The sequence below is a fragment of the Methylosinus sp. PW1 genome (assembly GCF_000745215.1).
Lineage (GTDB): Bacteria > Pseudomonadota > Alphaproteobacteria > Rhizobiales > Beijerinckiaceae > Methylosinus.
On sequence record NZ_JQNK01000002.1, the window covers coordinates 24,975 to 50,375 of the forward strand.

A 25,401-nucleotide genomic window follows, 5' to 3' on the forward strand; every position below is an offset into this window, starting at 1 on the left:
CATTCTCGAGAAAACCTCGTCAACCCTTTGCCGGCTCGCTCGATGAGGGATGAAGCGCGCAGACGATGGTTCCAAGCAGGATCAGCGCTCCGGCCACGAACAGCGGCGCCGCGAGACCACTATGGACGACGAGAAACGCGCCGATTCCCGCGCCGAGAAAGATTGCCGCGACACTGCCCAGGCGCCGCGGCCAATTGGCGTTGGCGCCGCCGGCGAGCGGCGAATCCGCGGCGAGGCCGGTCAGCGTCAAGGTCAGAACGGTCGTGGTCAGATCGGGAATCTTCAGCTGCCGAATGGTCGCGTTGCGAAAGCCCATGGCGACGGCGGTGAAGGCTATGATCGCGTAGATCGTCATCGCCGAGCGCGGGCTCGTGGCTTCCACGCCGAAGGCCATGACCGCGCTCGCCCAAATCAATAACGCCTCGATGATCGCGGCCGCCGTCAGCCAGCGACGCAGCGGCAGGCCGACATGCGCACGACCGATGCGCCCGGCGCCGAGCGCGCCTAGCAGAAAGGCGGAGAGCGCGACGAGATAAGGCGTCACCTCGAAGCCCGGCGCCCCTGTCGCGGCTAGGCCGAGGAAGACGATATTGCCGGTCATATTCGCGGTGAAGACCTTGCCGAGGCCGAGCACGCTGATCGCATCGACGAGGCCGGTCGTGACCGAGAGCAACAAGAGCAGCCATGGCAGCGGAGACTGCGAGGGAGCGCCCATGAGCGGCTTTCGGTCGCGCTTGCCGAGGTCGAGCATGGCGATGAGAGCGAAGCCCGCGACGAGCCCGAGATGCTCGAAAAAGGCGTTTGCCGCAGCTATGCGCTCCGGCCCCGGCATCGTCCAGAAGGGGTTGGCGATGAAAGCGGCGAGCAAGGTGAAAATCCCGAGCGCCGCCGCTCCGAGCCACGCCAATCGATCGAGAAGAATGAGCGCTGGACCGATGAGCTCGACCGCGATCGTCAACGCGGCGAAGAGGGTGGGAGGATGCAGTCCGAAATGCGCCTGTTCCGCCACGGCGCCTTGCCAATCCAAAAGCTTGCTCACGCCGCCGAGCAGATAGGCCGCGACGAGCAGCAGGCGAATGAGGAAGCTCGCCCATCGCGACGAGAGAATCGCCGCGATGGGCTTGGAGGTCGCACTCACTGCGCGCGCGCCTGATGGATTTCGGCGATATAGCCGCCTGGAAATTCGACGAGCGCCGCACGTCGATCGCCGGCGTCATAAGGTCGCGCGACGACTCTTGCCCCGGCTGTCTCCGCCTTGGCGAGCGTCGCTTGGAGGTCGCTCACCTCATAGCCGGTGAGGTCGCGGCCCCAGGGCCAGGGCAATTGTCCGTTGGAAACCAGAAGCGTAAGCTTGCCATAGCCGGAGGTGATGCGGACGCGGCGGATGGTCTTGTCCGGCTGGCCCGCTTCGCTTCCGGGCGCCGACTTCTCATCGGAGAGGATGCGTCCATGCGCGAAGCCGGTCCAGCGACGGATGAACTCATCGGCGGCGTCGGCGGTGAGATAGATGCGGTTTTCGGGGACGCTCGTCAGCGGCGCATAATTCGGCTTGGCTGTATGCCAATAGAGCTGCATGTTCACGCCGCCCGGCCATTGCACGACGACATCGCGGCCGATGGGGTCGGGGAAGGTTTCGATCAGCCGTATCGCCCCATTGCGTCGCGCCGCCTTCACCGCGGCGTCGATGTCGGTGACGAGATAGCCGGTGCGCTCGGCCCCGAAAGGATAGGGAACGGGCGTGAGAAAGCCAAATACGGAGATCGTCCCCGCAGGCGTCAGCACGAGCTGCGATTTGGTGAGGCTGGATGTCGGCGTGACCTGGAATTGGCCCTGCTTGCTGGTCTCGCCGCCGAATGTCGCGACGAAGCTCGCGACGAATTTGTCGAAGTCCGCCGCCGCGACATAGACATGAGTCGTGTTATATTGCGGCCCCACGGCGAAGTCGGTCGCGGCGCGCGGCTTGGCGGCGGCGGGAGCCGCTGTGGCGATGGCGGCGCCGAGGCCGAATGCGGCGGCCGCGACGAGGAATTTGGTTCGGCGCATATTCGTCTCCAATTTCAGATCGAGATTCAAACCGCCCAGCAGCCGCAGCCGAAAGCGCCCCAAAAGCTCCGAGCATCGGCTGTCGGAACTTGCGCGGCGAGCGCGGCCGCATGGTCGTGCCCATGCACGGCGCAGGCGGAAACGCAGCCACAGGCGGAGGCCAGCCTTCGCGTGGCGTCGGGCGCGTGGTGATAGCCGCCGAAAGAGGCGACAGGCGACCAATCGGGCATGGCTTTCGGCAGCGCCGGCGCGAGCGTGGCGTAGTCGCCTTCGCCGTGAACGATCTTGCCGCCGAGCAGCGTCAGCACGGAGCGTATGTGGACGATCTCGCTTTCGGCGACTTTGAAATAATCATCGGACAGAAGCGCGAGATCGGCTAGCTGCCCAACTTTGATTTCGCCCTTCTTGCCTTCTTCGTTCGAGAACCAAGTGTTGGCTTCGGTCCAGAGGCGCAGCGCCGTCTCGCGATCGAAACGGTTGCGCGCCGGATAGAGCGTGAGGCCGCCGAGCGTCCTGCCGGTGACGAGCCAGGAGAGCGAGACCCATGGATTATAGCTTGCGACGCGCGTCGCATCGGTGCCCGCGCCGACCTTCAGTCCCGCCTCCATCATGCGTGTAATCGGCGGCGTCGCCTCCGCGGCTTTGGCGCCATAGCGCTCGACGAAATATTCGCCCTGAAACGCCATGCGATGTTGCACGGCGACGCCGCCGCCCAACGCCGCTATGCGGTCGATGTTGCGCTCACTGATTGTCTCGGCATGGTCGAAAAACCAATTCAAGCCCGCGAGCGGAATGTCCTTGTCGACCTTCTCGAATACATCGAGCGCGCGGCCGATTGTCTCGTCATAGGTCGCATGGAGCCGCCAGGGCCATTTGCGTTCGGCGAGCAGGCGCACGACCGGCTCGAGATCGGCTTCCATGTTTGCCGGCATGTCGGGACGCTCGACGCGGAAATCCTCGAAATCGGCGGCGGAATAGACCAGCATCTCGCCGGCGCCATTGTGGCGATAGAGATCGTCGCCGTCGCCCGGCTTCACCTTCGTCGACCAATTCGCAAAGTCGGCGAGCTCTTCCCGCGGCTTTTGCGTGAAGAGATTATAGGCGATGCGCAGCGTCAGCTCGCCGTCCTGATGCAGCTTCTCGATGATCTGATAGTCATCGGGATAATTCTGGAATCCGCCGCCGGCGTCGATGACGCTGGTGACGCCGAGCGAATTCAGCTCGCGCATGAAATGCCGAGTCGAATTCAGCTGAAATTCTTGCGGCAGCTTCGGACCCTTGGCCAGCGTCGAATAGAGGATCGTTGCGTTGGGCTGGGCGAGCAGCAGGCCGGTCGGATTGCCGGCGGCGTCACGAACGATCTCGCCGCCCGGCGGATTCGGCGTGTCCTTCGTGTAGCCGACGACGCGCAACGCCGCCGCGTTCAGCAGGGCTCGGTCATAGAGATGCAGAATGAACACCGGCGTCTCGGGCGCCGCGGCGTTGATCTCGTCCAGAGTCGGCAGGCGCTTCTCGGCAAACTGATGTTCGGTGAAGCCGCCGACGACGCGCACCCATTGCGGCGGCGGCGTCATCTCCGCCTGCTTTCTCAGCATCGCCATCGCATCGGCGAGAGTCGGCACACCATCCCAGCGTAGCTCCATATTATAGTTGAGCCCGCCGCGAATCACATGAATATGGCTGTCGATGAGGCCGGGCACGAGCCGCCTGCCGCCAGCGTCGATCACATCCGCATCGGGCGCGGCCGCGCGTATCTCCGCCTCGGAGCCGACGGCGAGAAATTTGCCGTCACGGATCGCGACGGCGCGGGCGACGGGATTGGCGCGATCGAGCGTCGTCACCTCGGCGTTGACGATAATCAGGTCCTTGGCTTTCATTTCGAGCCTCCGGTGGCGCGAGCGTGTCATTGAGGATATCGCCGCGGCCGCGTCAGCCGTCGCGGTCCCTATTCGCGGGGAGCGGCCCCAGAACATGTTGCGAGCAATCATGGCGAATGAAGCGGGTGAGCTCGGCTCGGTCGGCGATCCGTTTGGCGATCGGAACGATCTGCTCGCCGAGCAATATACCGGCGAGCCCGACGAGCGCGACGACCGGCGGCGCGGGGGAACGGACGCCGAGCAGGCTGTAGATGACGCCGATCAAAAGTCCGGCGCCGAGGGATAGGAGATAAGAGCTCATCGCGTTTCACTTCCTGCTTCTCGAGAGAGTGACGGGCGCGGCGGGGCGCGAAGCTGAATAACGAGCGCCGCGCCACTGAACGCTGCCCCCAATACGGCGACCGCCGGCCATTCGCCGAGTCGCCAAGCGATCATCGCGCTGAACGAGCCCGCCGCGCCGCCGAGGAACATGGTCGTCATGAACAGAGTGTTGAGCCGTCCGCGCGCTTCGGCGCGCAGCGCGTAGATCACATGCTGATTGGACACGAGCGCCGCCTGCATCGCCAGATCGAGCGCCAGAACGCCGGCGACGAGTCCTGCAAGATCGCTCCAGAGAGCCATCCCCGCCCAGGAAGCCAGCGCGAGAGCCGCGCCCAGGCGAACGATCGTGGACGGTCCGCGCGCGTCGGCTAGGCGTCCGGCGAGCGGCGCGGCGATTACGCCTATTGTTCCGACCACGCCGAACAAGCCGGCGGCGCCGGCTCCGAGCCCGAGAGGCGGCGCTGCGAGCCGTAACGCCAGCACTGTCCAAAAGGCGGAAAAAGCCGCGAACAGGAAAGCTTGCGTGAATGCGGCGCGCCGAAGCGCCGGCAGATCGCGCCAGAGGCGCCGCAGAGAGCCCATCAGCTCGGGATAGGGCAGCCGCAGCTCGCCGCGCACATCCGGGAGAATCGCCTGGAGAGCGAGCGCCACCAGCAGCATCGCCGGAGATGCGGCGAGGAACATGGTGCGCCAGCCGAATTGTGCGGCGACGAATCCGGCGAGCGTGCGGCTCAGCAGCACGCCGAGCAATAGTCCCGACATCACCGCGCCGATGGCGGCGCCCCGCCGCTGTGGCTGCGCGAGCTCCGCGGTGAGTGGAACGAGCTGCTGCGCGACGCTCGCAGCGAAACCGACGAGCGCCGACGCGATGGCCAGCGTGAGCGCATCGGGCGCCGCGCCAGCCAAGACCAGCGCGAACGCGAGCAGCACGAATTCAGCGACGATCAGCTGCTTGCGCCGCGTGACGTCGCCGAGCGGCGTGAGCAGGAACAATCCCGACGCATAGCCGAGCTGCGTCAGCACCGGAACGCTCGTCGCCGCGCCAGGGCCCAGCGACGCCTCGATCAGGCCGAGCATCGGCTGGTTGTAATAAATATTGGCGACCGCGAGCCCGGTGGCCGCGGCGAGCGTGAGCAGCAAGCCGCGGCCGAGACGCTCTGCCGCGATCTCGTCAGAGCCGCCGAGCGCGTCCATGCTAGACCGCCGGGACGGGCGCGAGCGTGGGACCATGCGAGACGCGCTCCGGCGCCTTGTGCACCATCGTATAGGCGTAATCGACGCCCATTCCGTAGGCACCGGAATGCTCCTTCACGATCGACATGACGGCGTCATAGGTTTCGCGCCGCGCCCAGTCGCGCTGCCATTCGAGCAGGACCTGCTGCCAGGTCACGGGTATGACGCCCGCCTGAATCATGCGCTGCATGGCGTAGTCATGCGCTTCCTTCGACGTGCCTCCGGAGGCGTCGGCGACCATGTAGATTTCATAGCCGCCTTCCAGCATGGCGCAGAGGGCGAAAGAATTGTTGCAGACCTCGGTCCACAGGCCCGAGACAACGACCTTCTTGCGTCCATTCGCGGCCAGCGCGTCGCGGACCTTCTTATCGTCCCAGGAGTTCATCGAGGTGCGCTCGAGGAGCGGCGCCTCAGGGAATACGGCGAGCAGCTCTGGGTAGGTGTGGCCGGAGAAGCTTTCCGTCTCGACGGTGGTGATCGTCGTCGGAATCGCGAACACCTTCGCCGATTTGGCGAGGGCCACGGCATTGTTCTTGAGCGCCTGCCGATCGATCGACTGAACCCCAAAGGCCATTTGCGGCTGGTGGTCGATGAAGATCAGCTGGCTGTTCTGCGGCGTCAGCAATTCGAGCTTAGCGGTCATGTCGTTCTCCAATTGTGGATTGCGGATTTGGGCGGCGCCTCGCGCGTCAGCGCTTGATGAACGCGAGCACGTCGTGATTGAATTTCTCTGGGTCGGTTTGGGCGAGGCCGTGCGATCCGCCGGGATAGACCAGAAGCTCGCCCTGCGGCGTCAGCCGAACCGCCTTCTGCGCCGAGGCGGCAAGGGGGACGATCTGATCGTCATCGCCGTGGATGAACAATGTGGGGATCGTCATCTTCGCGAGATCGGCCGAATAGTCGAGCTCGGAAAACTCGCGGATGCAATCGTAGAGCCCCTTGAGCCCACCCTCCATTCCTTGCAGCCAGAAGGCGTCCTCGAGCCCGACGCTTCGCTTCGCGTCATCTCGGTTATGGCCATAGAAAGGAACGGCGAGATCCTTGAAAAATTGCGATCGATTGCTCGCGACGCCAGCGCGCGTGCTGTCGAACACGTCCATCGGCAGACCTTCCGGATTGGAGGACGAGGCGAGCATGATCGGCGGCACGGCGCCGACGAGCACCGCTTTTGCGACGCGACCGACGCCATGGCGTCCGACGTAGCGTGCGACCTCGCCGCCGCCGGTCGAATGCCCGACGAGAACGGCGTCGCGCAGATCGAGGATCTCGAGCAGCTCGGCGAGATCGTCCGCGTAGCGGTCCATCGTATTGCCGTCCCAGACCTGCTGGGAGCGGCCATGGCTGCGACGGTCGTGCGCCACGACGCGATAGCCGCGCATGCCGAAGAACAGCATTTGCCCTTCCCATGCGTCGGCCGTCAGCGGCCAGCCATGCGAGAACACGATCGGCTGGCCGTCGCCGAAGCTCTTGTAAAAAATTTCTACGCCGTCGGATGCGGTGAAGTAGCTCATGCTCTCGACTCCTCGGCTGCCGTGATCGGAGGCGCATTGCGGCTCATCGTGCACCTCATTCAGAGAAATGCACGAGCCGTTCTGGCGATGCTTTCCTGGTCGCCTGCTTGAAAGACTAAGTCCGGCCGGCGCCTTGGTCTTGAACATTCGGCGTGGACTTATAACGATCGTGCTCGGCAGCTCGGCTCGGGGGCGCGCGATCGGAGGTCGAGTGCCCGCCGCTACGGCTCGCCCGGGCAGGGCTTGCGCCGGCCGGAAGGCGCCGATTTGGCCGCTCTCTTCTTCCACCAGATATACACTCCCGTCACGGAGAGCATGGCGATGACCAGCCCCAGGATGCAGACGAAGATGCGATAGGGTAGGCCGAAGACGCGCGCCATATGCAGGGCGGTGAGCCAATTGGTGACGGTGTCGCCGCTGCGCAGCCCCGACGGCAGGCTCAGCGTCACCAGCTCGCCCGTATAGGCGTCGAAGAGAACGGAAGTCGTCGCAGTACGCTCGCCGATATCCCGGCTCGACCGCACGCGATATTGGATGAGGCCCTTGGCCGGCTTGTAGTAGAGCGCATCGGCGCGCTCGATGGAAAAGCCGCGCTCGCGCGCCTCAGCGGCCATCAGCCGCTGACCGACGGCCTGCGCCTCCTCCCATTCCAGCATTTTGCGCGCGTCCGTGCGCGGCGGCTGCGCGGGCCATTCCCAGGGCGGGGGCGAGTAGTCGAAGACGAGCTTGGTCACACCGGCATAGACGCTGTTCAGATTGAAGAAGACGCTGGACCAGGCGAACACGAGCAGCATCGCCCACAGCCACAATCCGCCGGCGCGATGCAGATCGAAATTGATGCGATAGAAGGAGCCGGAGAGCTTGACGAGAAAAGCCGGCTTCCAGCGCGTGAGATAGCTGCGCGAATTGCCGGGGCTCGCGCGCGGTAGCGTCAGATAGAAGGCGACGAAGCAATCGATCGTCCATAAGAGCGCGACGATTCCGAGAATCCAGGCGCCGGTGGAGCCCGTCGCCAATTGGTAGTGCAGGCTGTAGACGAAAGGCATGATGTCGGCGGCGCGGCTGGGCAGCGCGCCGGGACTGCCGCGGCGGCCGAGATCCTCGCCTGTCACGGCGTCGAGCGTCACAGCGCCGAAGCCGAGCGGCTCGGCGCCTGTCGCCGCCTGCATCGTTACGCGGGCCGCGCCGGATTCGCCGCCGAGATAGACAGCGACCGCGCGCCCCTGCGGAACGAGGCTCTCGGCGCGGCGCGCGAGGGCGGCGAGCGGGAGCGTCTCGCCATGCGGCCCCGGATAGGCCTCCGGGGCGATCCAATGGCTCAGTTCCCCATAGAAGGCGAGCAGCGCCCCGGTCAGCCCGACCAGGATCAGGAAGCCCGCCGTGACGAGGCCGACCCAGCGGTGGAGCCAAACGAAGAGGCGACGCGCGTCGGCGCGCGTCCGTGTGTCGGCGGCGCTTCGCGCCGAAGTGGCCGGCGCGTCGACCGCGCCGGAAGAAAGGGGCTGTAGCCCAGTCGTGATTTGCCGCATCTCTTCCTCTCGTATTTCTAGAACTCCGCCCGCATCGAGGAAATGAACGTCCGAGGCGCGCCGGGTATGATGGCGTTGCGACTGGTCGCGCCCGTATAATAGGTCTCGTCGAGCAAATTGCGCACGTTCATGAAAGCTCGGATTTTTCACCATGGGCAGATGCGCCGGCGGGAAGCGATACATCGCCATTGCATAGCCGGGCACCCGGAAGCTGCTGTTGTTGTCGCCCTGCCGCGCGACCGCCTGAACGCCCGCGCCGAGGCTCGGCCCGCGGAAATCGCCATCGGCGTCGTATTTTACCCAGAGACTAATGATCAATATCGCCGCCAAGACTCGGCGGTGAGCTCTGATGCGAGCTTCCATAACCCACCGCCTTGCCGTGTTCTGTTCTCCCGCGGTCGCAACCCGGACTTCAAAATTTCATCGTGAGCCCGAAGGTGGCGCTGCGCGGCGCGCCCAATATCACCTCGCCCGGATAGGACACTTCCGCCCAGTTCACATAGGTCTTGTCGAAGAGATTATTGACGCGGAAGGTCGCGTCGACTCCCGGTGTGACATGATAGGTGAGGCCGATATCGGCGAGCACATAGCCTTCGAGAAAAAGCGTGTTGGCGTTGTTGCCGGCGCGCGAGTCGACGAAGCGCAGGCCGAAGCCCGCATCGAAGGGAAGGTCGGCGATGTTGGAATAGGAGGTCCAGAGATTGGCGGTCCAGGTCGGCACATTCGGCGGCCGATTGCCCGTACCGATCACCAGCGTCGCCGGATCGACGAAGAAGCCGTAGCGCGCATACGTATAGGCGGCGTTGACCGACACTTTCCATTGCGGCGTTATGAGAAAGTTCGCCGAGGCCTCGACGCCGCGCGACATTTGGCTGCCGATGCTGCTCGCCGAGTTCTGCGTCGTCTGCGTCAGAATATTGGCGCGATGAATTTCATAGAGCGCGAGAGTCGCTTCGCCCTTGCCGTCCTGGAACGAGGCCTTGGCGCCGACCTCATACTGGCGCGAGCTGCTCAAATTGAAATTCTGCGCGGCGTTGACGACATAGATCGCCGAGCCGATCGGGTCTTTCGCGGTCGTATATTGCCCATAGAGCGAGATATCCTTCGTCACGTCATAGATCATGCCGACGCGAAAATTGAACGGGTGGAAATTGCGCCGGAAGCTCGTCGTATTGGAGAATGTGCCGTTCTGATTATAGTTGACGCGGTCCAATCGCTCGAACTCATAGCGGGCGCCTGTCACGAGCTTCAGGTCGGGACGCAGAGTGAGCACATCCTCGAAGAGCGCCGCGTAATCGTCTATGCGCGTCGGCGAGCGGCGGATCGGCCATTCGCCGGCGTAGAGGCCCCATGCGCCCTGATTCGGATTCCAAGCGTCGACATAATCGGCGATCGAAGCGCTCGGAAAGCCGCGGTCGCGGACGAAATGCGTCGAATTGACGTCGGCGCCGAGCAGGAATTTATTGTCGAAGTCGAGGATCGGGCGATCGACCGTCATCGTCAGCGTGTTCCCGAGCTTGTGCTGATCGTGATAGACATAGAAGCGATCGCGAGCGATCGTTCCGGCGGGAATGGGGTTGCCGAGAGCGTCCGTTCTGCCATTGTTCGGGCCGAGGAATGTGTAGGTCTCGGCGTTCTGCCATTTGCGGTCGGCAAAGAAATAATAGGCGTCGTCGGTGAAGGTGACCTCGCTCGTCGGCTTGTAGACGACATGCGCCGTCGGCATGAATTGCGTTGTCGCCAGCAGCGCGTCGCCGACATTGTAATTGTTGAAGCGCATCGCCTGATCGAGCGCGAGGCCCGTCGACGAGGTGACGACCCCGGTCATGGGCGAGCGCGCATAGGGCAGCGGGACGAGGGGCGTGCCGTAATAGGGCGACATATTGTCGTCGAGAAAATCCATGCCCAGCTTGACGCTGAAATTCTCCTGCGGCTTCCACAGCATGCTTGCAGTGAGATTGAGCGAATCGGAGGGCGCATTCTTCACGAAGCCCGATGAGCGGCTGCGGCTGACGTCGAGCCGCGCCGCAATGTCGTCGGAAAGCTGCGCGCCGACGCCGACGCCGAGATTGACCGTCCCGAAGCTGCCGCCATTCACGAAAGCGTCGAATCGCGTCGGTCCGAAGCTCGGCTCCTTGGTGCGAATATCGACGACGCCGCCGATCGCGCCCTGTCCGTGCAGCAGCGAGGCCGCGCCCTTCAGCACCTCGACGCTCTCGACGTTGAAGCTATTGGCCGGGCGATTGATGAAATTGGCCGGACCGAGAAAGACGCCGTCGCGTAGCACGGTGATCTGATTGCCCGTGAATCCGCGCATGGAATAGCTAGTCGGGCTGATCGGATTATTGCCGACGATGACGCCCGGAAAGGCGGCGACGGCGTCTTGCGCCTGATCGAAGCCGCGCTCGCGCATCTCATCGCTCGTCATCACATGGACCGAGGCCGGCGTCTGTCGCGGCGTCAGATCGAGACGGCTCGCAGCCGGCGCCACCGTGTCGAGCGGAGCGCGGGGCTCGGCGCGTCTCGGCGCGCGATCGCCAGCCCCGGTTCCGGCGGAGCCGATATCGATCGTCGGCAGGGATTCCTGAGAAAAGGCGGCGGACGCATCGATGACGAATAGGAGCGCGACGGCGGAGGCGCCGCGCGAGAGGCTGTTGCGAAACATGAAAATTCTCCTGACGCGGCCGCTGGCGCGCGTTGGTGGCGATTTCTGCTGGCTCTTCTTGGTCGAGCGGCGCTCGATCGGTTCAGGAGAAGGAAAGTGGAGGCGCGCGGGAGGACCAGGATCGTCCAAAACTGTCGGTCCGTCGCGCGCCTTTGTGCAGCAGCGGCGTGTCAGCGACGATTATCGCCGGCGCGGCGGGTGCTTCGACGAGGCCGACTCCGACGGGGGCAAAGCCGCCGCATATGATCGCGCAGGCGAGGCCATGCCGCTCGCTCGGAGCGACGGGATCGGCGGCGCCGCGCGCCGGCCGAGCGCAGTCGGCGAACGAGAGGCCTGTCGCGAGCGGGAAGCCGTCGGCCATATGCCGTTGCGCCGTCGCCGGGATATGCGCACAAAGCGGATTGGCGGCAAACAGCAATATGAGAACGAGCGCGACCAGGGAGCGCGCCGTCGAAATCATGCGCCGAGCGCCATCCCGGCCTACGTCTCGTTGTGGCATTCGCCTTCCGCTCGAACGCGGGGCGCGGCGAGATTCGCTCGCATCCCGGCTTCGGCACACCGCCGCATCGAGCTCTGTCTTAAGCGCGCAACCTGTCGAGTGTCTGGCAGGGGGCGCGCGGCGGGCGAATTCGTGGAGCTGTGTCCGCGGCGCCACACCTTCGACATGAAAGCCGTAAGCCGCTTGATTCGACAATCGATCTGCGCCACCAATCACGACGCACGGTTCATGTCTGCCACGATGAGGGAGCGTCGTTCGATGCGGATATTGCTCATCGAGGACGAGCGGGATATGGCGCGCCTCATCGCGTCGCTCGTCTCGCACGCCGGCTTCATCATCGATAGGGCGTCGACTCTGGCCGATGCGCTCGCGGCCTTGCGCGTGCATGCCTATGATCTTCTGCTGCTGGACCGCCGCTTGCCGGATGGAGACGGCATATCGCTCCTATCTCGCGCGCGCGCCATGCGGCCGGGCATAAGAGTGATGATGATCACCGCTCTGGACGCGCTCGGCGATAAGATTTCGGGCCTCGAGGCGGGCGCCGACGATTATCTCACCAAGCCCTTCCAAGGAGAGGAGCTGATCGCCCGCATTCGCGCCTGCATGCGTCGTCCCGGCGGAAGCGTGCTGCCGCCGATCGTCGTCGGCGCCGTCGCCTTCGATCTCGAGAACAACGAGGTCATGGTGGGCGGCGCGCCAGTCGCGCTCAACCGGCGCGAGATGATGCTGCTGCGTTCCTTGATGCAGCGCGCGAGCCGAGTCGCCGCGCGAGAGATTCTCATTCAGGAGATCTATGGCCTCGACGAGGAGGTTCAGGCGAATGCGTTGGACACGGTCGTATCGCGCCTTCGCCGCCAGCTCGCGACGCTGGACGCGCAGATCGAGATTCACACGGTGAAAGGGCGGGGATATCTGCTGACGGAGCAGGCGCGTTGATCACCAAGTCGCTAGCGCATCGCATCGTCCTCTATCTGGTCGTAGCGCAGCTCGCCGCCTTTCTGCTCGGCTGGGTCTTTACCCTGGGGCTCGGCATGGCCGGCGTCGAGCTGTTTGCGACGACCTGGGACGAACTCGCCAAGGCGCGCGCCGAAAAGCAGGTCGTCGCCTCTGTCGCCATTGGCGCGGACGGAGCCGCCGTCCTCGCGCCGACCACAGAATTGCGGGCGGAGCTCGATCGTGCGCCGAAAATGAAGATCGCCGCTTTCGACTTGCAGCGACGGGCGCTCGCCGGCTCGTCGCCGGAGCTGGTCGAGGTGCTCCGCAATCTGATCGGCGTCAGTCCGACGCATACGCATTTCATCCTGCCGGGCGACGAGGAGTCGGCGCCTCTCGGCTTGATGGAGCAGAAATGGACGCCCTATGGGCGGTTTCACATCGCCGTCTACGGCCAGAAGTTTCGGTGGGACGACCTTTTCGACGCCTGGCAGCGGGAGTTTCGTTGGCTCAACATCTATGTGGTGATGGCCGTATCGCTTTCGACCGCGACCGCATGGTTCGCGATGCGGCGCGGGCTGCGGCCATTGCGGGCCGTCGCGGAGGAGGCGGCGCGCGTGGATATGGATTCGCTCGATCAGCGGCTGACCTCCAGCATCGTGCCGACCGAAATCACGCCGCTCGTCGGCGCGATGAACGAGGCGCTCGAACGGCTGGACCGCGGAACGCAGCGCCAGCGCCGCTTCACCGCGAATGCTGCGCATGAGCTGCGCACGCCCATCGCCGTGCTCGCGGCGAGGCTCGACGCGCCGGAGGAGGCGAGCTTCAAGATCGATCTGAAGCGCGACGCCTATCGCATCAAATATATCGTCGAGCAATTGCTGGCGACGCTTCGAGCCGGCGAGCAGCCGACGCTGCTCGAAGAGACCGTCGATCTCGGCGCGGTGACGCGCGCCGTTGTCGACGACGCCGCGCTGCTCGCCATTCGTGATCGCCGGCATATAGAGTTCGTCGGTCCTTCCGTCGTTGTCGATGTGCGCGGCAATGGCGCGGCGATCACGGCGGTCATCGGCAATCTCATCGACAATGCGCTCCGCGCCGAGCCGGAGGGCGGCGAGATCACCGTGTGCGTCGATGACGAGGCGATTATCTCGATCATCGATCATGGTCCGGGCGTGCCGGAGGATGAGCGGGAGATGATTTTCGAGCCATTCTGGCGAAAGAGCGAAGCGACGCCCGGCGCCGGGCTGGGGCTCGCCATCGCCAAGGATCTGATCGCCAAGCTCAATGGCCGCATCTGGCTGGAAGAAACGCCGGGCGGCGGCGCGACGTTCAAATTATCGTTCGGTCGGCTCGGCGCCGCCGCGTGACGCATTGCCGATTGCAGAGCGAGGCGCCGAGCCTTCGGCGAAGGCCGCGAGAGGACGAAGGCGCTTCGCTGGATCGTCTCGGCGAAATCGCCTGCTGCTTCACGTCCCTTCGACGCTGCAATGCGGCTCGAATTGGCGTCCGGCGTCGACGCCGGCTTCATAGTCGTCGAGCGTCACCTTGCGTCGACGCCCTTGCGGCTTCGCATGAAAAGAGAGTCCGAGCTTCGCCAATTCTTCCTCTATGACATTGTGCTTGATCGGCACGAGTTCGCGGGTGCCGGAGGCCCGGTTCGTGGCGTCGCGCTCCGTCTTCATCGCGTGGAGCTTGTGACGAATGCCATGCGCCAGCCCGATCTGAAACGAGCGGACGGATGCGCCCGGCTGGCGCTTCTTGTAGGCGGCGGTTTCGGCCTCGAATGCGAGGACGATTAGATCGTGGAGGAGATGCGCCGCGGCGACATCCGCCGGCAGACCGAAGAACACGAAGCGCAGCGAGCCCGACGCGCTTTTCTCGAACCACATTTTGCAGTCGCAGAAATGCGCGACGGTCGGTGCGCATTCGTTGATCGGCGCGCGACGCTTGCGGCCAGTGTCGACGCCGACGCCCTCGCAGGGGCGCTCGCGAATTTCGATCTCGCCCAGCGTGAGGCCGTAGCGGTCGAGCAGCTTTGCCACCTTGCGCGCCAAGGCCAGCGCCTCCTGCTCGGTGCAACCTTGCTCGACCGTCTTGGCGCGCAGCGCCTGGATGCGTTGCAGAACGCGCGCGAGCTCGGCGTCGGCCTCGCTGTCGGTCGCCTTCGGCCGGCGCGCCGCGAGCAAGCGGCGACGCAACTCCTCGAACAGGGCGCGAACGCTCGCCGGCACGCCCTCATGGGCGACGGCGTGTAGATTTCCGTCGAGATTTGACCCGGGATTTCCATTGAGAAGTGACCCGGGTTGAAGATGGCTTGCGGCTCAGTCGGTCGTCAAGTTTTGGTCTTTTCCTTTGCAGGTTTGTCCGCCTTCGCCGAGCTGTCCTTGAACCGGAAGCTGTCGTTTCCAGTTTCGAGGATATGGCAGCGGTGAGTGAGGCGATCGAGCAGAGCCGTCGTCATCTTGGCGTCCCCGAAGACGGCGGCCCATTCGCCGAAGCTCAGATTCGTCGTGATGATGACGCTGGTTCGCTCGTAGAGCTTGCTCAGCAGATGGAACAGCAACGCCCCGCCGGAGCCGCTGAACGGCAGGTAGCCGAGCTCATCGAGGATGACGAGATCGGAATGAACGAGCCGCGCCGCGACTTGGCCCGACTTGCCTTGGTGCTTTTCGGCTTCGAGCGCGTTTACGAGCTCGACGGTGGAGAAGAACCGCACACGCTTTCTGTGATGCTCGATCGCCTGGACGCCGATCGCTGTCGCCAGATGCGTCTTGCCCGTGCCAGGTCCCCCGACCAGGACGGCGTTATGCGCATCCTCGAGGAACTCGCAGCGATGAAGCTGGCGCGCGAGCGCCTCGTTGACCTCACTGCTGGCGAAGTCGAAGCCGGCGAGATCGCGATAGTTCGGGAACCGCGCGGACTTGAGCTGGTAGGCGATCGATCTCACCTCCCGGTCGGCGGTTTCCGCCTTCAAGAGTTGCGACAGGATCGGCAGCGCGGCCTCGAAGGCCGGGGAGCCTTGCTCGGTCAGCTCGCTGACGGCTTGCGCCATGCCGTGCATTTTGAGACTGCGCAGCATGATGACGATGGCGCCGGCGGCGGGATTATGACGCATGGCGCGCCTCCCGACCCTTGCGCAGCGCGTCGTAACGCTCGACATTGGCCTGCGGCTCGGTGGTGAGCGTCAGCGCGTTGGGCGGTTTCACGGGCGGCGCGTCGACCGGCTTGCCGTCCACCAAGCGATGCAACAGGTTCAAGATGTGCGTCTTGGTCGGCGCGCCGGCCTCCAGCGCCAATTGGACGGCGGTCAGCACGGCCTGCTCGTCGTGCTGTAGGACCAGAGCCAAAATCTCGACCATCTCACGGTCGCCTCCCGGCTTCTCGAGCATGCGCTGTTGCAGCGTCCGTAAGGCGACCGGCAGTTCCGCGAAGGGCGCGCCATTGCGCAGCGCGCCCGGCTTGCGCTGGATGACGGAGAGATAATGCCGCCAGTCGTAGACCGTCACGCTCTTGTCGTCATGCGACCGGGCGAAGACGCGGGCGTGCTCGCACACGATCTGCCCCTCGGCGGCGACGACGACGCGCTCAGGGTAGACCCGCACGCTGACGGGGCGATTGGCGAATGAAGCCGGCACGCTGTAGCGATTGCGGTCCAGATGGATCAGGCACGTCGGCGTGACCCGCTTGGTGTGTTCGACGAAGCCGTCGAATGGCCGCGGAGGCTGCATCAGTTGCGGAACCTCCTCGCGCCAAGCCTCCGCGATCGTCCCCGGCTGCGCGCTGTGCGGAATCTCGGCCCACAGCTCGCGGCATCGCGCCTCCAGCCAGTCGTTGAGCGCCGCCAGCGACGGAAAGCTCGGGATTGGCTGCCAGAGGCGATGACGAGCATCCTGAACGTTCTTCTCGATTTGCCCCTTTTCCCAGCCGGAGGCCGGATTGCAGAATGCGGCCTCGAACAGGAAGTGGCTGACCATCGCGGCGAAGCGGGCGTTGACCTGGCGTTCTTTGCCACGCCCGATCTTGTCGATCGCGGTGCGCATGTTGTCGTAGACGCCTCGCCGGGGCACGCCGCCCAGCACGCGGAAGGCGTGGTTGTGGGCGTCGAAGAGCATCTCATGCGTCTGCTGCGGGTAGGCGCGAAGGAAGAACGCACGGCTGTAGGAGAGCTTGAACTGGGCGACCTGCAACTTCGTCCGCTCGCCCGCGATGATCGCCCAATCCTCCGACCAGTCGAACTGGAACGCCTCGCCGGGCAGAAACGTCAGCGGCACGAACGCGCCGCGCCCGCAGGTCTGCTGCTCCCGATGCCGCGCCGCCTTCCACTCGCGCGCGAACGCCGCCACGCGATTGTAGGAGCCGTCGTAGCCGAGGGCGACCAGATCCGCGTGCAACTGCTTGACCGTCCGCTTCTGCTTGCGCGATTTTGTCAATCGGCATCGAAAATTGACCCCCGATCGGCGTTCAAAATTGACCCCCTTTTGGCGTAGGGCGGAACGCGAGCGCTCGCCCCGGCGGAGCTGGCGGGGTTGCGCAGCCGGGGCGAGTGCGTTTCGGTTCGCGATGTGATCGGGAAGCGTCAGGCGCGGTTCTTGAAGCGCCAGCTTTCGTTGCCGGTCTCGACGATGTCGCAATGGTGGGTGAGGCGATCGAGCAGCGCGCTGGTCATTTTCGCGTCGCCGAACACGCTCGGCCATTCGCCGAATGCGAGATTGGTAGTGATGATGATAGAGGTGCGTTCGTAGAGCCGGCTGATCAGATGGAAGAGCAATTGTCCGCCAGATTGCGCGAAGGGCAAGTAGCCGAGCTCGTCGAGTATGATGAAGTCCATTCTCGTGAGATATTCCGCGAAGCGTCCCTGACGACCTCCTCGCGCTTCGGTCTCGAGCCTGGTGACGAGTTCGACGGTGTTGAAGAAGCGGCCGCGTTTTCCAGCGCGAATGCAATTTCTTGCAATCGCTATCGAAAGATGGCTCTTCCCCGTACCGGTTCCACCGACGAAAACACAATTACGTTGTTGGTCGAGGAAGCCGCCGTTCGAGAGATCGCGCACCAACCCTTCATTGATCGGCGTACCGTTGAACTGGAAGCCGTCGAAGTCCTTCGCCAGCGGCAATTTGGCGATCGTCATCTGATATTTGATGGAGCGCGCGTGCTTTTCGGCGATTTCCGCCTCGAGAAGATCGCCGACGATGCGTGGCGGCTCATGCTGCCTCTTTATGCCACTCGACATCACCTCGTCATAGGCGTTCCTCATGCCGAAGAGCTTGAGCTCTCCCATGAGATCGAAGAGCTTGGTGCGTTCCATCAGCCTGTTCTCCTCAATTGATCATAGCGGGCGCAGTCGGCGAGCGGCATGTGCAGCAGCATCAACGACTCGGGCGTCGGGATCGTCGGCGGGGGCGGCGGCTCGCGCCGGCGGGCGAGAATGTTGAGAATGACGTCGGCGGAATGGACGCCTTGGCCGAGCGCCTCCGCGCAGGCGGCTTCCACCGCGGTCAATCCGTCCTCGACGACGGCGGCCAGAACCTTGACCATCTGTCGATCGCCATCATTGCTGCCGGCGAGCTTGCGCCGCACGCGCTCGATCGCTCCCGGCAACACCCAGTCCTTGAACGGCGCGCCGTTCCGTAGCGCGCCGGGCTTGCGCGCGAGAACTGGCACATAATGCCAGGGATCGAAGATCGTCGCGCCGCGCCCGAAGGCCCGAGCATGTTCGGCGACCACCCGCCCTTTTTGGCGGAAGACGATGCGGTCGGCGTAGGCGTGGATCTCGACCGGGGCGCCGACGGCGCTCGCATTGACCGAGTATTTATTGTTGTCGAAGCGCACGAGGCAAGTCTTCGACACCGACGCGGTCAGCTCGTGGAATCCGTCGAACCGCCCGCGCAGCGGAACGAGCTTCGGGCGCTCTTCTTCGAATGCCTCCCAGACCGTCTTGTCCGCGATTTCCGGATGCGGATGAGCCTTGGCGTAGGTGACGCATTTATCGAGAAGCCAGGCGTTCATATCGTCGTAGGTCTTGAACCGCAGGCGCGGCGTGAAGAACCGCTCCCGCGCCAGGCCGACTTGATTTTCGACCTGGCCTTTCTCCCAGCCGGACGCTGGCGTGCAGGCGACCGGCTCGACGAGATGATGGCTGCACATTTGCGCGAAGCGACGATTGAACTTGCGCTCCTTGCCGACGAAGATCGTCTCCACCGCCGTCTTCATATTGTCGTAGATGCCGCGCGTGCAGGCGCCCCTGAAGAAGGTAAAGGCGCGATCATGCGCGTCGAAAACCATCTCCTGCGTCTCACGCGGATAGGCGCGAACGAAAGGCATGCGGCTGTGGCACAGACGCATGTGCGCCACCTTCACGGTCGTCGTCACGCCGTCGAGCACAACGATCTCGTGGCTCCAGTCGAACTGGTAGGCTTCGCCCGGCTCGAAGCTCAACGGCACATAGGCGGCCGCCGTCGCCGCGCCTTGCTCGCTGCGCCATTTGCGCGAGTAGCGACGCACAGCGTCATAGCCGCCCGCGTAGCCCAGGCCGCTCAGATCTTCGAAAATACGGATCAGGGTTAGCCGCTCGCGCGGCGCCTTCTTCTCGTTCTCCGCGAGAACCTCATCGAGCTTGTCCGACCAAGGCCCGAGCTTGGGAAACGGCTGATTGTCGCGCTCGTAAGCGAAGGACGTTGCCTCCGACCGCAGCGCCTTGCGGACCGTGTTCCGTGAAATGCCCAGATCGCGAGCGATCTCCTTGATCGTCTTGCCCTTGACGAAATGTTCGCGACGGATTCGTCCGATCGTCTCCACAATCAACATCCCCCACCACCCGCCGTTTCAACCAAAACGGGCGGACTGTCCGGACTTCACCAGAGGGGGTCAATTTTCAACGCCGATTCCCCTCGTATGGGGGTCAAACTTGCACGCCGAATAACACGCCGTGACTACCGTGATCGCTGACGCCGCACTCGCAAGTGGGCTATCGGTGCAAATTTTTCAGGTTGATCGGCAGGGACGGTTGCCAGGCCTTTTTGCAGGTCTGGTCGAGACGATCGTGATGCCCAGCACGGAGGCGTTGCGCCAAGACGATCTCGCAGATGCGGTAGCGCTCGCGCCCTTGGACGACGCGTTGCGCGATTCCGCATCGAGGCTCGTCCTGGTGGAAATCGGGGCTAACCTCCCATCCCGCGTCGCCGACTGCATTGCCGCGGCGGAAACGGGCACTTTTCTGGCTCAGTCAGGCACAGAAGTGACGATCGTCGTGCCGACGACGACCGACCCGGAAGCGATCACACTGGGATGCAGGACGCTCAGGCAGTTGCGCGAAGCATTTCCAGGAGCTCGGGCGTTGGTCTGCCTCTGCCAGGACGGCGCGTCCTGGGAGGAAATCACCAATTCGAAAGCACGGAAGGCTTACGACGAGCAACTGTCACCGCTCATTACGGCCGGAGAATTTTTTCGTTTGCCGCGGCTTTTGCCGCGGGCGCTGGCCGCACTGGATGCATCGGCCTTGACGCCGCTCGGATTTGCCCGCCTGTCTGACACCGATCTGCTCGCCGTCACACACCTTCCGGGAGCCGTCGCGCGTCACGTCCGCGGCGACATTGCGAAATATGTCTACGATTCGGTGGCCTCGCTACAAAAGGTGCTTCCTTTTCGCGACGTTTCAGAAGTTGGATCGGCTCCAGCGCGTCGGTCGAGATCGGCTCCAACTCGCAGAGACGCTGACGACGGCGAGAAGTGACCAGCTCGCGACAATGCTTCCGTGGTTCGTCGGCGATGACCGCGCGGTCATCCTGGCGGAAATCATGCGGATACGGGAACGACGGATCGATCTGGCGGCCTGGCGAGAAGGTTATCGGCAGGGGCGGCAGCAAGGTCGACGCGAGGCGTGGCTTGTGCTCTTCGCTGGCGTGATGGGCCTATTAGCCAGGATCGTGGGTCGATCCCGGCGTCAATAGCCGCGGTATTTGCGGCAGTATCTGATCGTCAGCGGGCGCAAGTTCGCTGACGATTTTGCTAGGCAAAAGCTCCAGGCAAGCCGATAGTGCCGGGTCGTCGACGTCATTGAACCTATGCGCTATAGCGCGGAGACCGTATTGCGCGATGATCTCCGCTGCTCCTCTGTCAGAGGCCGGCCGGCGCCCACGACGTTCGAACTCCCCGATTGCCCGGGCCGCCTCGGCGAGGGGGCTCAGATATTGCAATGATCCCCACAGTGTTGTCAGCAGCACTGCGCTATGTCGGGCGAGTCGCACGATCTCGGCGTGTGTTGGCCTCACGGAGATATCATCGAGTTCGGGATTGGCCATCCGGTCGCTGTCGGCCTTTGGCAATCGAAGTGTTCCGAATGCCTCTTTAAACGTCGGAGGCGTTTTTGTTCCGATCTCGCGGCGAGTCGAACGCTGAGCGTTCGCGACCGTATGTGCCGCAAGACGAAATTTTACGAGCAAATCGAGTTGCCCCAGTCGAGTCCGGTAGTCCGCAGCGTCCTCCGGAACTGCTCGTTGACGCGCCTTTGCTATGTTCGCGCCTAGTTGAGAGAGCCTTCTCGCTTCCATATCGCGGCGATCGGCCTCCCATAAGGTCGCTGCCGCTTTTGAGCCTCGTTCGTGCATATCGCAGACGATTTTGTCTAAATTTGCTAGTGCCAAATCCTCTTTGTCGAGTAGATCTTTATCGATCTTGGATCTATCTACGTAAAATAATGTGCGGATCGGTTCTATGTGCCGCATGAGGGTCGCCGTTGCACTTTTTTCAGCGGAAACGAAGCCCAATTTCGGATCCAAGTAGAAAGCCTTTAGATATCGCATAAGAAAATAGACTTCTGCATCGATTGCGTCGGAAATTTGCGTCTCGACATCTGCAATACCAGGGCGCCCTCTCGGATTCGGAGCCGCTGGAAACAGAGCCATCGGCAGTGTTATTCCCACCTGCAAATTCCCTTCAAATATTTTGATCGCGTTTGACGCCCCACCGAGCAATCCAGGGGTTTTGTCAGGAAAATGCGGCGTGATCGTCCAGCCTTTAAAAAAATCGGGCGTCCAAATTGCCTCGATATATGTGACGCCGGGCCGCAAGGCTTGCCGTATGTGCCAGAGTAGTTCCGGCTGTTTGATGCGCTTAAAGTAATCAATATCTCCGGTAATAAATATTGCGAGGATGTGTGGATTAGAAATTAAATTTTTTGCCTCAAATATCGACCGCGGCATGGACACATTGTGGTCTATAATCGCCATTTGTCGCCTCGTGCCTGACATTATGCGTCCAGAACGAAAAATCTGCCCATTTCCGAATTAAGTGGGGAGCGTTCGATCTCGTGACGACGATGATAGCCGGAATTGTCGAATCCGGAAAACGTCGTCGTGTCCTCGCCCCGAAAAATCACTGATCGGCGACAACCTCCGCCCCGAGCGAGATGGTTTTCCGAAACGCGCCTCGAGATTTCGACGGAGGAGATTGACTATATTATGATGGGCTTCGCTGGCGAAATTCGGGCGATCTTCCAGGGGAGCTACCATATATCGAATACGTCGGTGCAAGCCGAGGACGCGGCGGTCTACGTAAAGAACGTTTCGCCGAGAAACGAGGTTGATCGGAAATGACGGTGAGAGTGGCCGCATACTATCGAGTGTCGACGCAGCGCCAAGCCAAGGAGGGGCTGTCTCTCGAAGACCAGCAACGCGCCGTTCGAGCGGACTGCGCTGCCCGGGGAGAGGTGATCGTCGAGGAATATATAGAGCGAGGCGTCAGCGGGCGGACCGATGAGAGGGCCGAACTCCAGCGGCTCCTCGCGGATGCGAATTCGATTCCACGCCCATTCGACGCCGTCGCGGTACATTCTTTCTCACGATTTTTCCGTGACGCGGCCGTTCTCGAGCTCACCGTCCGGGACCTGCGGGCGAACGGAATCCAATATCGTTCGATAACGCAGCCGACCGGAAACGATGATGCCGGAGATATGGTCAGGCAGGTATTCGCCATTTTCGACGAATACGGCTCGAAGGAAAATGCGAAGCACGTCCGTCGCACCATGGTCGCCAATGCGAAGGAAGGATTTTGGAACGGCGCGGCCCCGCCCTATGGCTACAAGACCATCGTCGCCGAGGTCCGCGGAAAAAAGCAGAAGAAGAAGCTGGAGGTGGACGCAGTCGAGGCGCCGGTGGTCCGTCTCATATTCGATCTCGCCTCGAAGGGCGTCGGCAAATCGGGCCCCCTCGGCGTCAAGAAGATCGTCTCGCACCTGAACGACAACGGCTTCCGAACCCGAAACGGCAATTTTTGGCATATCGGGCCCCTCCACCAACTCCTCATTCGCTCCACCTACAAGGGCGTGCATCAATATAATCGGTCCGACTCGCGAACCCGCGCCAAGCGCAGCGAGGACGAGATCGTGGAGGTTGCCGTCCCCCCGATCGTCTCCGTCGATCAGTGGAGCGCCGTTCAGGAAATCCTCCGTTCGAAGAACCCGAAGGTCAGTCCGCCGCACACGGTGAGCGGGCCCATTCTTCTCACCGGTGTCGCGCGTTGCGCGGAGTGCGGGGCCGCCATGACGATCCGCACGGGCAAGTCGGGACGCTATCGGTATTATTCCTGTGCGAACGCCCAGGCGCGCGGCAAATCGGCGTGCTCCGGGCTTTCCGTCCGCATGGAGCGGCTCGACGAGGCGGTCACTTCGGCGTTGTGCGAGCGCGTGCTGGAGCCGAGCCGCCTCGAAAATCTTTTGCGGGACATCGGCGATCGGATGCAGGAAGTCGACAGCCGGGATCGGGGCGAGCTGTTTCGCGTCGAAGCGGAACTCGCAGAGGCCAAGCTGCGGCTCGACCGTCTTCACGAGGCGATCGAAAGGGGAGTCGTGGACGCTTCGGACCCGCAGCTCGCGTCTCGTGTCGCCAAGGCCACGACCGACCGAGACGTCGCGGCCGTGGCAAAAGAGCGCATTCTGGCCCGGCGCGTCCATGGCATCGATATCACGCCGGACAAGGTCGTGGCTTTTGGCTCCGTGATGCGCGACGCCATTACGGCGGGAGAGATTCCGTTCCGGAAGACCTATCTTCGCCTTCTCATCGACGAAATCCGCGTCGGGAAGGAAGTCGCCCTGATCCGCGGCCGCAATGACCGGCTGCGTTCCCGCGTCGCCGGCGGCTCGCCGTTCGACGGCGGCATGGTGCCCACTACTGTTCAGGAATGGCGCGCCCGAAGGGATTCGAACCCCTGACCTCTGCCTTCGGAGGGCTGACCTAAGGAATATTCTCCGCTTTTCCAGAATATTCTGTCCTACTCTAATAGTCTGAATTACCGCATGTTTCATGGTCCGTTCCCATTGCTCGCCTATTCCCGCCTATTCCCCCGTTTCCGATTTTATGGTGACCTGGTGGTGACCTGGATTTGAAAGGCAGCGGTTCCATGACGCGATTGACGAAATCTATCGTCGAGGCCGCCGAGCCTCGAGCGGAGAAGTTCACTTTATGGTGCTCGGACCTGAAGGGCTTCGGCGTCTTCGTGTATCCAAGCGGGAAGAGGGCCTATTTCGTCGACTATCGGAACAAGGACGGCGGCCGGAAGCGGATGACGCTCGGCCGGCATGGAGTCATCACCTGCGAAGAGGCGCGCAAGCTCGCCATGCAGACGCTCGGCGGCGTCGCGCTCAGTGGCGATGATCCTCTAACCGAGCGGCAGACGCGCCGCAGTTCGCTCACGGTCGCGGAACTCTGTGCCGACTATCTGAAGGCGGCCGAGAACGGCCTCATAATGGGGAAGGGCGGCAGGGCGAAGAAAGCTTCGACGCTCGCGACCGACCGAGGCCGTGTCCAGCGCCATATCGTCCCGCTACTCGGCAAGAGGCTCGTTCGCGATCTCACGCGGGCCGACGTAGCGAAGTTCATCCGGGACGTTACCGCTGGCAAGACGGCCGTTGTCGAAAAGACGAAGCTTCGTGGGAAAGCCGTCGTCGAGGGCGGGAGAGGAGCCGCGGCGCGGACGGCCGGGCTGCTTGGCGGCATTCTATCTTTTGCAGCGAGCGAGGGGGTTATCGAACACAATCCGGCGCGGGGAGTGAAGCGTCCATCCGATGGCCAGCGGACCCGCCGGCTCACTCCCGAGGAATATCGCAAGCTCGGCGACGCGCTGCGGCAGGCCGAAGACGCCCGCGAGACATGGCAAGGCGTCGCCGGCTCCCGGTTGCTGGCGCTCACGGGTTGCAGGCTCGGGGAGATCGTCAGTCTGAAGTGGACTGAAGTCGACAACGCGGGCGGCTGCTTTCGTCTCGAGGATTCAAAGGAAGGGGCGTCGACACGGCCGATCGGCCGGCCGGCGCTGGACCTGCTTTCCGGCCTCGAGCGGGAGGATGGCGAGACCTATGTTCTCCCGGCGGTGCGCAGCGATGGCTCATATGGTGGCCTCGAGGGAGCATTTGAACGGCTCGCCAAGAAAGCCGGGCTCGAGGGCGTCACGCGGCACACGATGCGCCATTCCTTCGCCAGCGTGGCGGGCGATCTCGGCTTCTCTGAATCGACTATCAAGGCCATGCTCGGCCATGCCGGCGGGAGCGTGACGAGCCGATATGTCCACCATCTCGATAGCGTCCTGGTCGCTGCGGCGGACAAGGTGGCGCGGGCGATCGATGGCTATATGACGGGAGCCGAGGCGAAGGTGGTCGAACTGCCGAAACGGGGGAGGAAGGGCGCGGGCTGAGATCGCTCTTCTTTCGCCGGGAGGGGCGTTTCGTCGGTTACTCGGTTACAATCGTTCAAATTCAGCGTGGTAGCCGTAACTTTTGCTGTAACCGGCGGAGTGGCGGATT

The 25,401-nt window shown here is 63.3% G+C and carries 20 protein-coding genes and 1 pseudogene; 5 read left to right on the forward strand and 16 right to left on the reverse strand.

Features of this window, described 5'->3' with window-relative positions; genetic code table 11:
* Nucleotides 1-19 precede the first annotated feature (19 nt).
* The 10 genes from K369_RS26910 to K369_RS00575 all read right to left on the reverse strand — a co-directional run bounded on the left by K369_RS26910 (nt 20) and on the right by K369_RS00575 (nt 11,639).
* Complete coding sequence (locus K369_RS26910; protein WP_198032981.1) at nt 20-1,138, reverse strand: DUF1275 family protein; 1,119 nt, start codon at nt 1,136-1,138, stop codon at nt 20-22.
* Nucleotides 1,135-2,043 carry a VOC family protein gene (locus K369_RS00535; protein ID WP_036287388.1) on the reverse strand — a complete coding sequence of 303 codons (909 nt, stop codon included), beginning with the start codon at nt 2,041-2,043 and terminating at the stop codon, nt 1,135-1,137. The genes K369_RS26910 and K369_RS00535 overlap by 4 nt, the downstream gene beginning before the upstream one ends.
* Before the next feature lie 26 nt (nt 2,044-2,069).
* Nucleotides 2,070-3,920 (reverse strand): amidohydrolase, encoded by a 1,851-nt coding sequence (locus K369_RS00540; protein ID WP_198032982.1) that lies wholly within the window; start codon nt 3,918-3,920, stop codon nt 2,070-2,072.
* Between the two features lie 52 nt (nt 3,921-3,972).
* The gene (locus K369_RS00545) at nt 3,973-4,221 is read right to left on the reverse strand and encodes a XapX domain-containing protein (RefSeq protein WP_036286351.1); all 249 of its coding nucleotides are present in this window, start codon (nt 4,219-4,221) and stop codon (nt 3,973-3,975) included.
* Nucleotides 4,218-5,435 (reverse strand): MFS transporter, encoded by a 1,218-nt coding sequence (locus K369_RS00550; RefSeq protein WP_051948644.1) that lies wholly within the window; start codon nt 5,433-5,435, stop codon nt 4,218-4,220. The genes K369_RS00545 and K369_RS00550 overlap by 4 nt, the downstream gene beginning before the upstream one ends.
* Before the next feature lies 1 nt (nt 5,436).
* Nucleotides 5,437-6,117 (reverse strand): hydrolase, encoded by a 681-nt coding sequence (locus K369_RS00555; RefSeq protein WP_036287394.1) that lies wholly within the window; start codon nt 6,115-6,117, stop codon nt 5,437-5,439.
* Nucleotides 6,118-6,163: 46 nt separating this feature from the next.
* Nucleotides 6,164-6,985: an alpha/beta fold hydrolase gene (locus K369_RS00560; protein ID WP_036286354.1), complete on the reverse strand. Its 822-nt coding sequence runs from the start codon at nt 6,983-6,985 to the stop codon at nt 6,164-6,166.
* A 221-nt stretch (nt 6,986-7,206) separates the two neighbouring features.
* Nucleotides 7,207-8,514 carry a PepSY domain-containing protein gene (locus K369_RS00565; protein WP_084570406.1) on the reverse strand — a complete coding sequence of 436 codons (1,308 nt, stop codon included), beginning with the start codon at nt 8,512-8,514 and terminating at the stop codon, nt 7,207-7,209.
* Between the two features lie 412 nt (nt 8,515-8,926).
* Complete coding sequence (locus tag K369_RS00570; RefSeq protein ID WP_084570369.1) at nt 8,927-11,179, reverse strand: TonB-dependent siderophore receptor; 2,253 nt, start codon at nt 11,177-11,179, stop codon at nt 8,927-8,929.
* 82 nt (nt 11,180-11,261) lie between these two features.
* Nucleotides 11,262-11,639, reverse strand: a complete 378-nt coding sequence (locus K369_RS00575; protein WP_036286357.1) for a hypothetical protein — start codon at nt 11,637-11,639, stop codon at nt 11,262-11,264.
* 297 nt (nt 11,640-11,936) lie between these two features.
* Here K369_RS00575 and K369_RS00580 point away from each other — a divergent pair, with 297 nt between their 5' ends.
* Both K369_RS00580 and K369_RS00585 read left to right on the forward strand, forming a co-directional pair.
* Nucleotides 11,937-12,614: a response regulator transcription factor gene (locus K369_RS00580; RefSeq protein WP_036287401.1), complete on the forward strand. Its 678-nt coding sequence runs from the start codon at nt 11,937-11,939 to the stop codon at nt 12,612-12,614.
* On the forward strand, nt 12,611-13,981 hold the full coding sequence (locus K369_RS00585; RefSeq protein ID WP_036286360.1) for a HAMP domain-containing sensor histidine kinase: 1,371 nt from the start codon (nt 12,611-12,613) through the stop codon (nt 13,979-13,981). The genes K369_RS00580 and K369_RS00585 overlap by 4 nt, the downstream gene beginning before the upstream one ends.
* Before the next feature lie 99 nt (nt 13,982-14,080).
* Here the strand turns inward: K369_RS00585 and K369_RS00590 are convergent, their stop codons facing one another.
* From K369_RS00590 to istA (K369_RS00610), 5 genes and pseudogenes are all read right to left on the reverse strand, one after another.
* Entirely contained in the window at nt 14,081-14,845 is a 765-nt protein-coding gene (locus K369_RS00590; RefSeq protein WP_084570370.1) for a DUF2786 domain-containing protein, read from the reverse strand.
* Between the two features lie 101 nt (nt 14,846-14,946).
* The gene (istB, locus tag K369_RS00595) at nt 14,947-15,729 is read right to left on the reverse strand and encodes an IS21-like element helper ATPase IstB (protein WP_036286363.1); all 783 of its coding nucleotides are present in this window, start codon (nt 15,727-15,729) and stop codon (nt 14,947-14,949) included.
* Nucleotides 15,719-17,245, reverse strand: coding sequence for an IS21 family transposase (gene istA / locus K369_RS00600; protein WP_036286366.1), 1,527 nt, complete (start codon nt 17,243-17,245; stop codon nt 15,719-15,721). Before istA (K369_RS00600) ends, istB (K369_RS00595) begins: the two co-directional genes overlap by 11 nt.
* The gene (gene istB / locus K369_RS00605) at nt 17,191-17,919 is read right to left on the reverse strand and encodes an IS21-like element helper ATPase IstB (RefSeq protein WP_024882319.1); all 729 of its coding nucleotides are present in this window, start codon (nt 17,917-17,919) and stop codon (nt 17,191-17,193) included. Before istB (K369_RS00605) ends, istA (K369_RS00600) begins: the two co-directional genes overlap by 55 nt.
* Nucleotides 17,852-19,418 (reverse strand): annotated as a pseudogene (istA, locus tag K369_RS00610) (IS21 family transposase). Before istA (K369_RS00610) ends, istB (K369_RS00605) begins: the two are co-directional and overlap by 68 nt.
* 121 nt (nt 19,419-19,539) lie before the next feature.
* Between istA (K369_RS00610) and K369_RS00615 the strand changes: the two are divergent.
* Nucleotides 19,540-20,343, forward strand: a complete 804-nt coding sequence (locus K369_RS00615) for a hypothetical protein (RefSeq protein WP_156967621.1) — start codon at nt 19,540-19,542, stop codon at nt 20,341-20,343.
* A 181-nt stretch (nt 20,344-20,524) separates the two neighbouring features.
* Here the strand turns inward: K369_RS00615 and K369_RS25925 are convergent, their stop codons facing one another.
* Nucleotides 20,525-21,838: a hypothetical protein gene (locus tag K369_RS25925; protein WP_156967622.1), complete on the reverse strand. Its 1,314-nt coding sequence runs from the start codon at nt 21,836-21,838 to the stop codon at nt 20,525-20,527.
* 362 nt (nt 21,839-22,200) lie between these two features.
* On the opposite strand from K369_RS25925, the gene K369_RS00625 reads away from it, so the two are divergent.
* Nucleotides 22,201-23,817, forward strand: a complete 1,617-nt coding sequence (locus K369_RS00625) for a recombinase family protein (protein WP_036286373.1) — start codon at nt 22,201-22,203, stop codon at nt 23,815-23,817.
* 188 nt (nt 23,818-24,005) lie between these two features.
* Nucleotides 24,006-25,292: a site-specific integrase gene (locus K369_RS00630; protein WP_036287407.1), complete on the forward strand. Its 1,287-nt coding sequence runs from the start codon at nt 24,006-24,008 to the stop codon at nt 25,290-25,292.
* Nucleotides 25,293-25,401 lie beyond the last annotated feature (109 nt).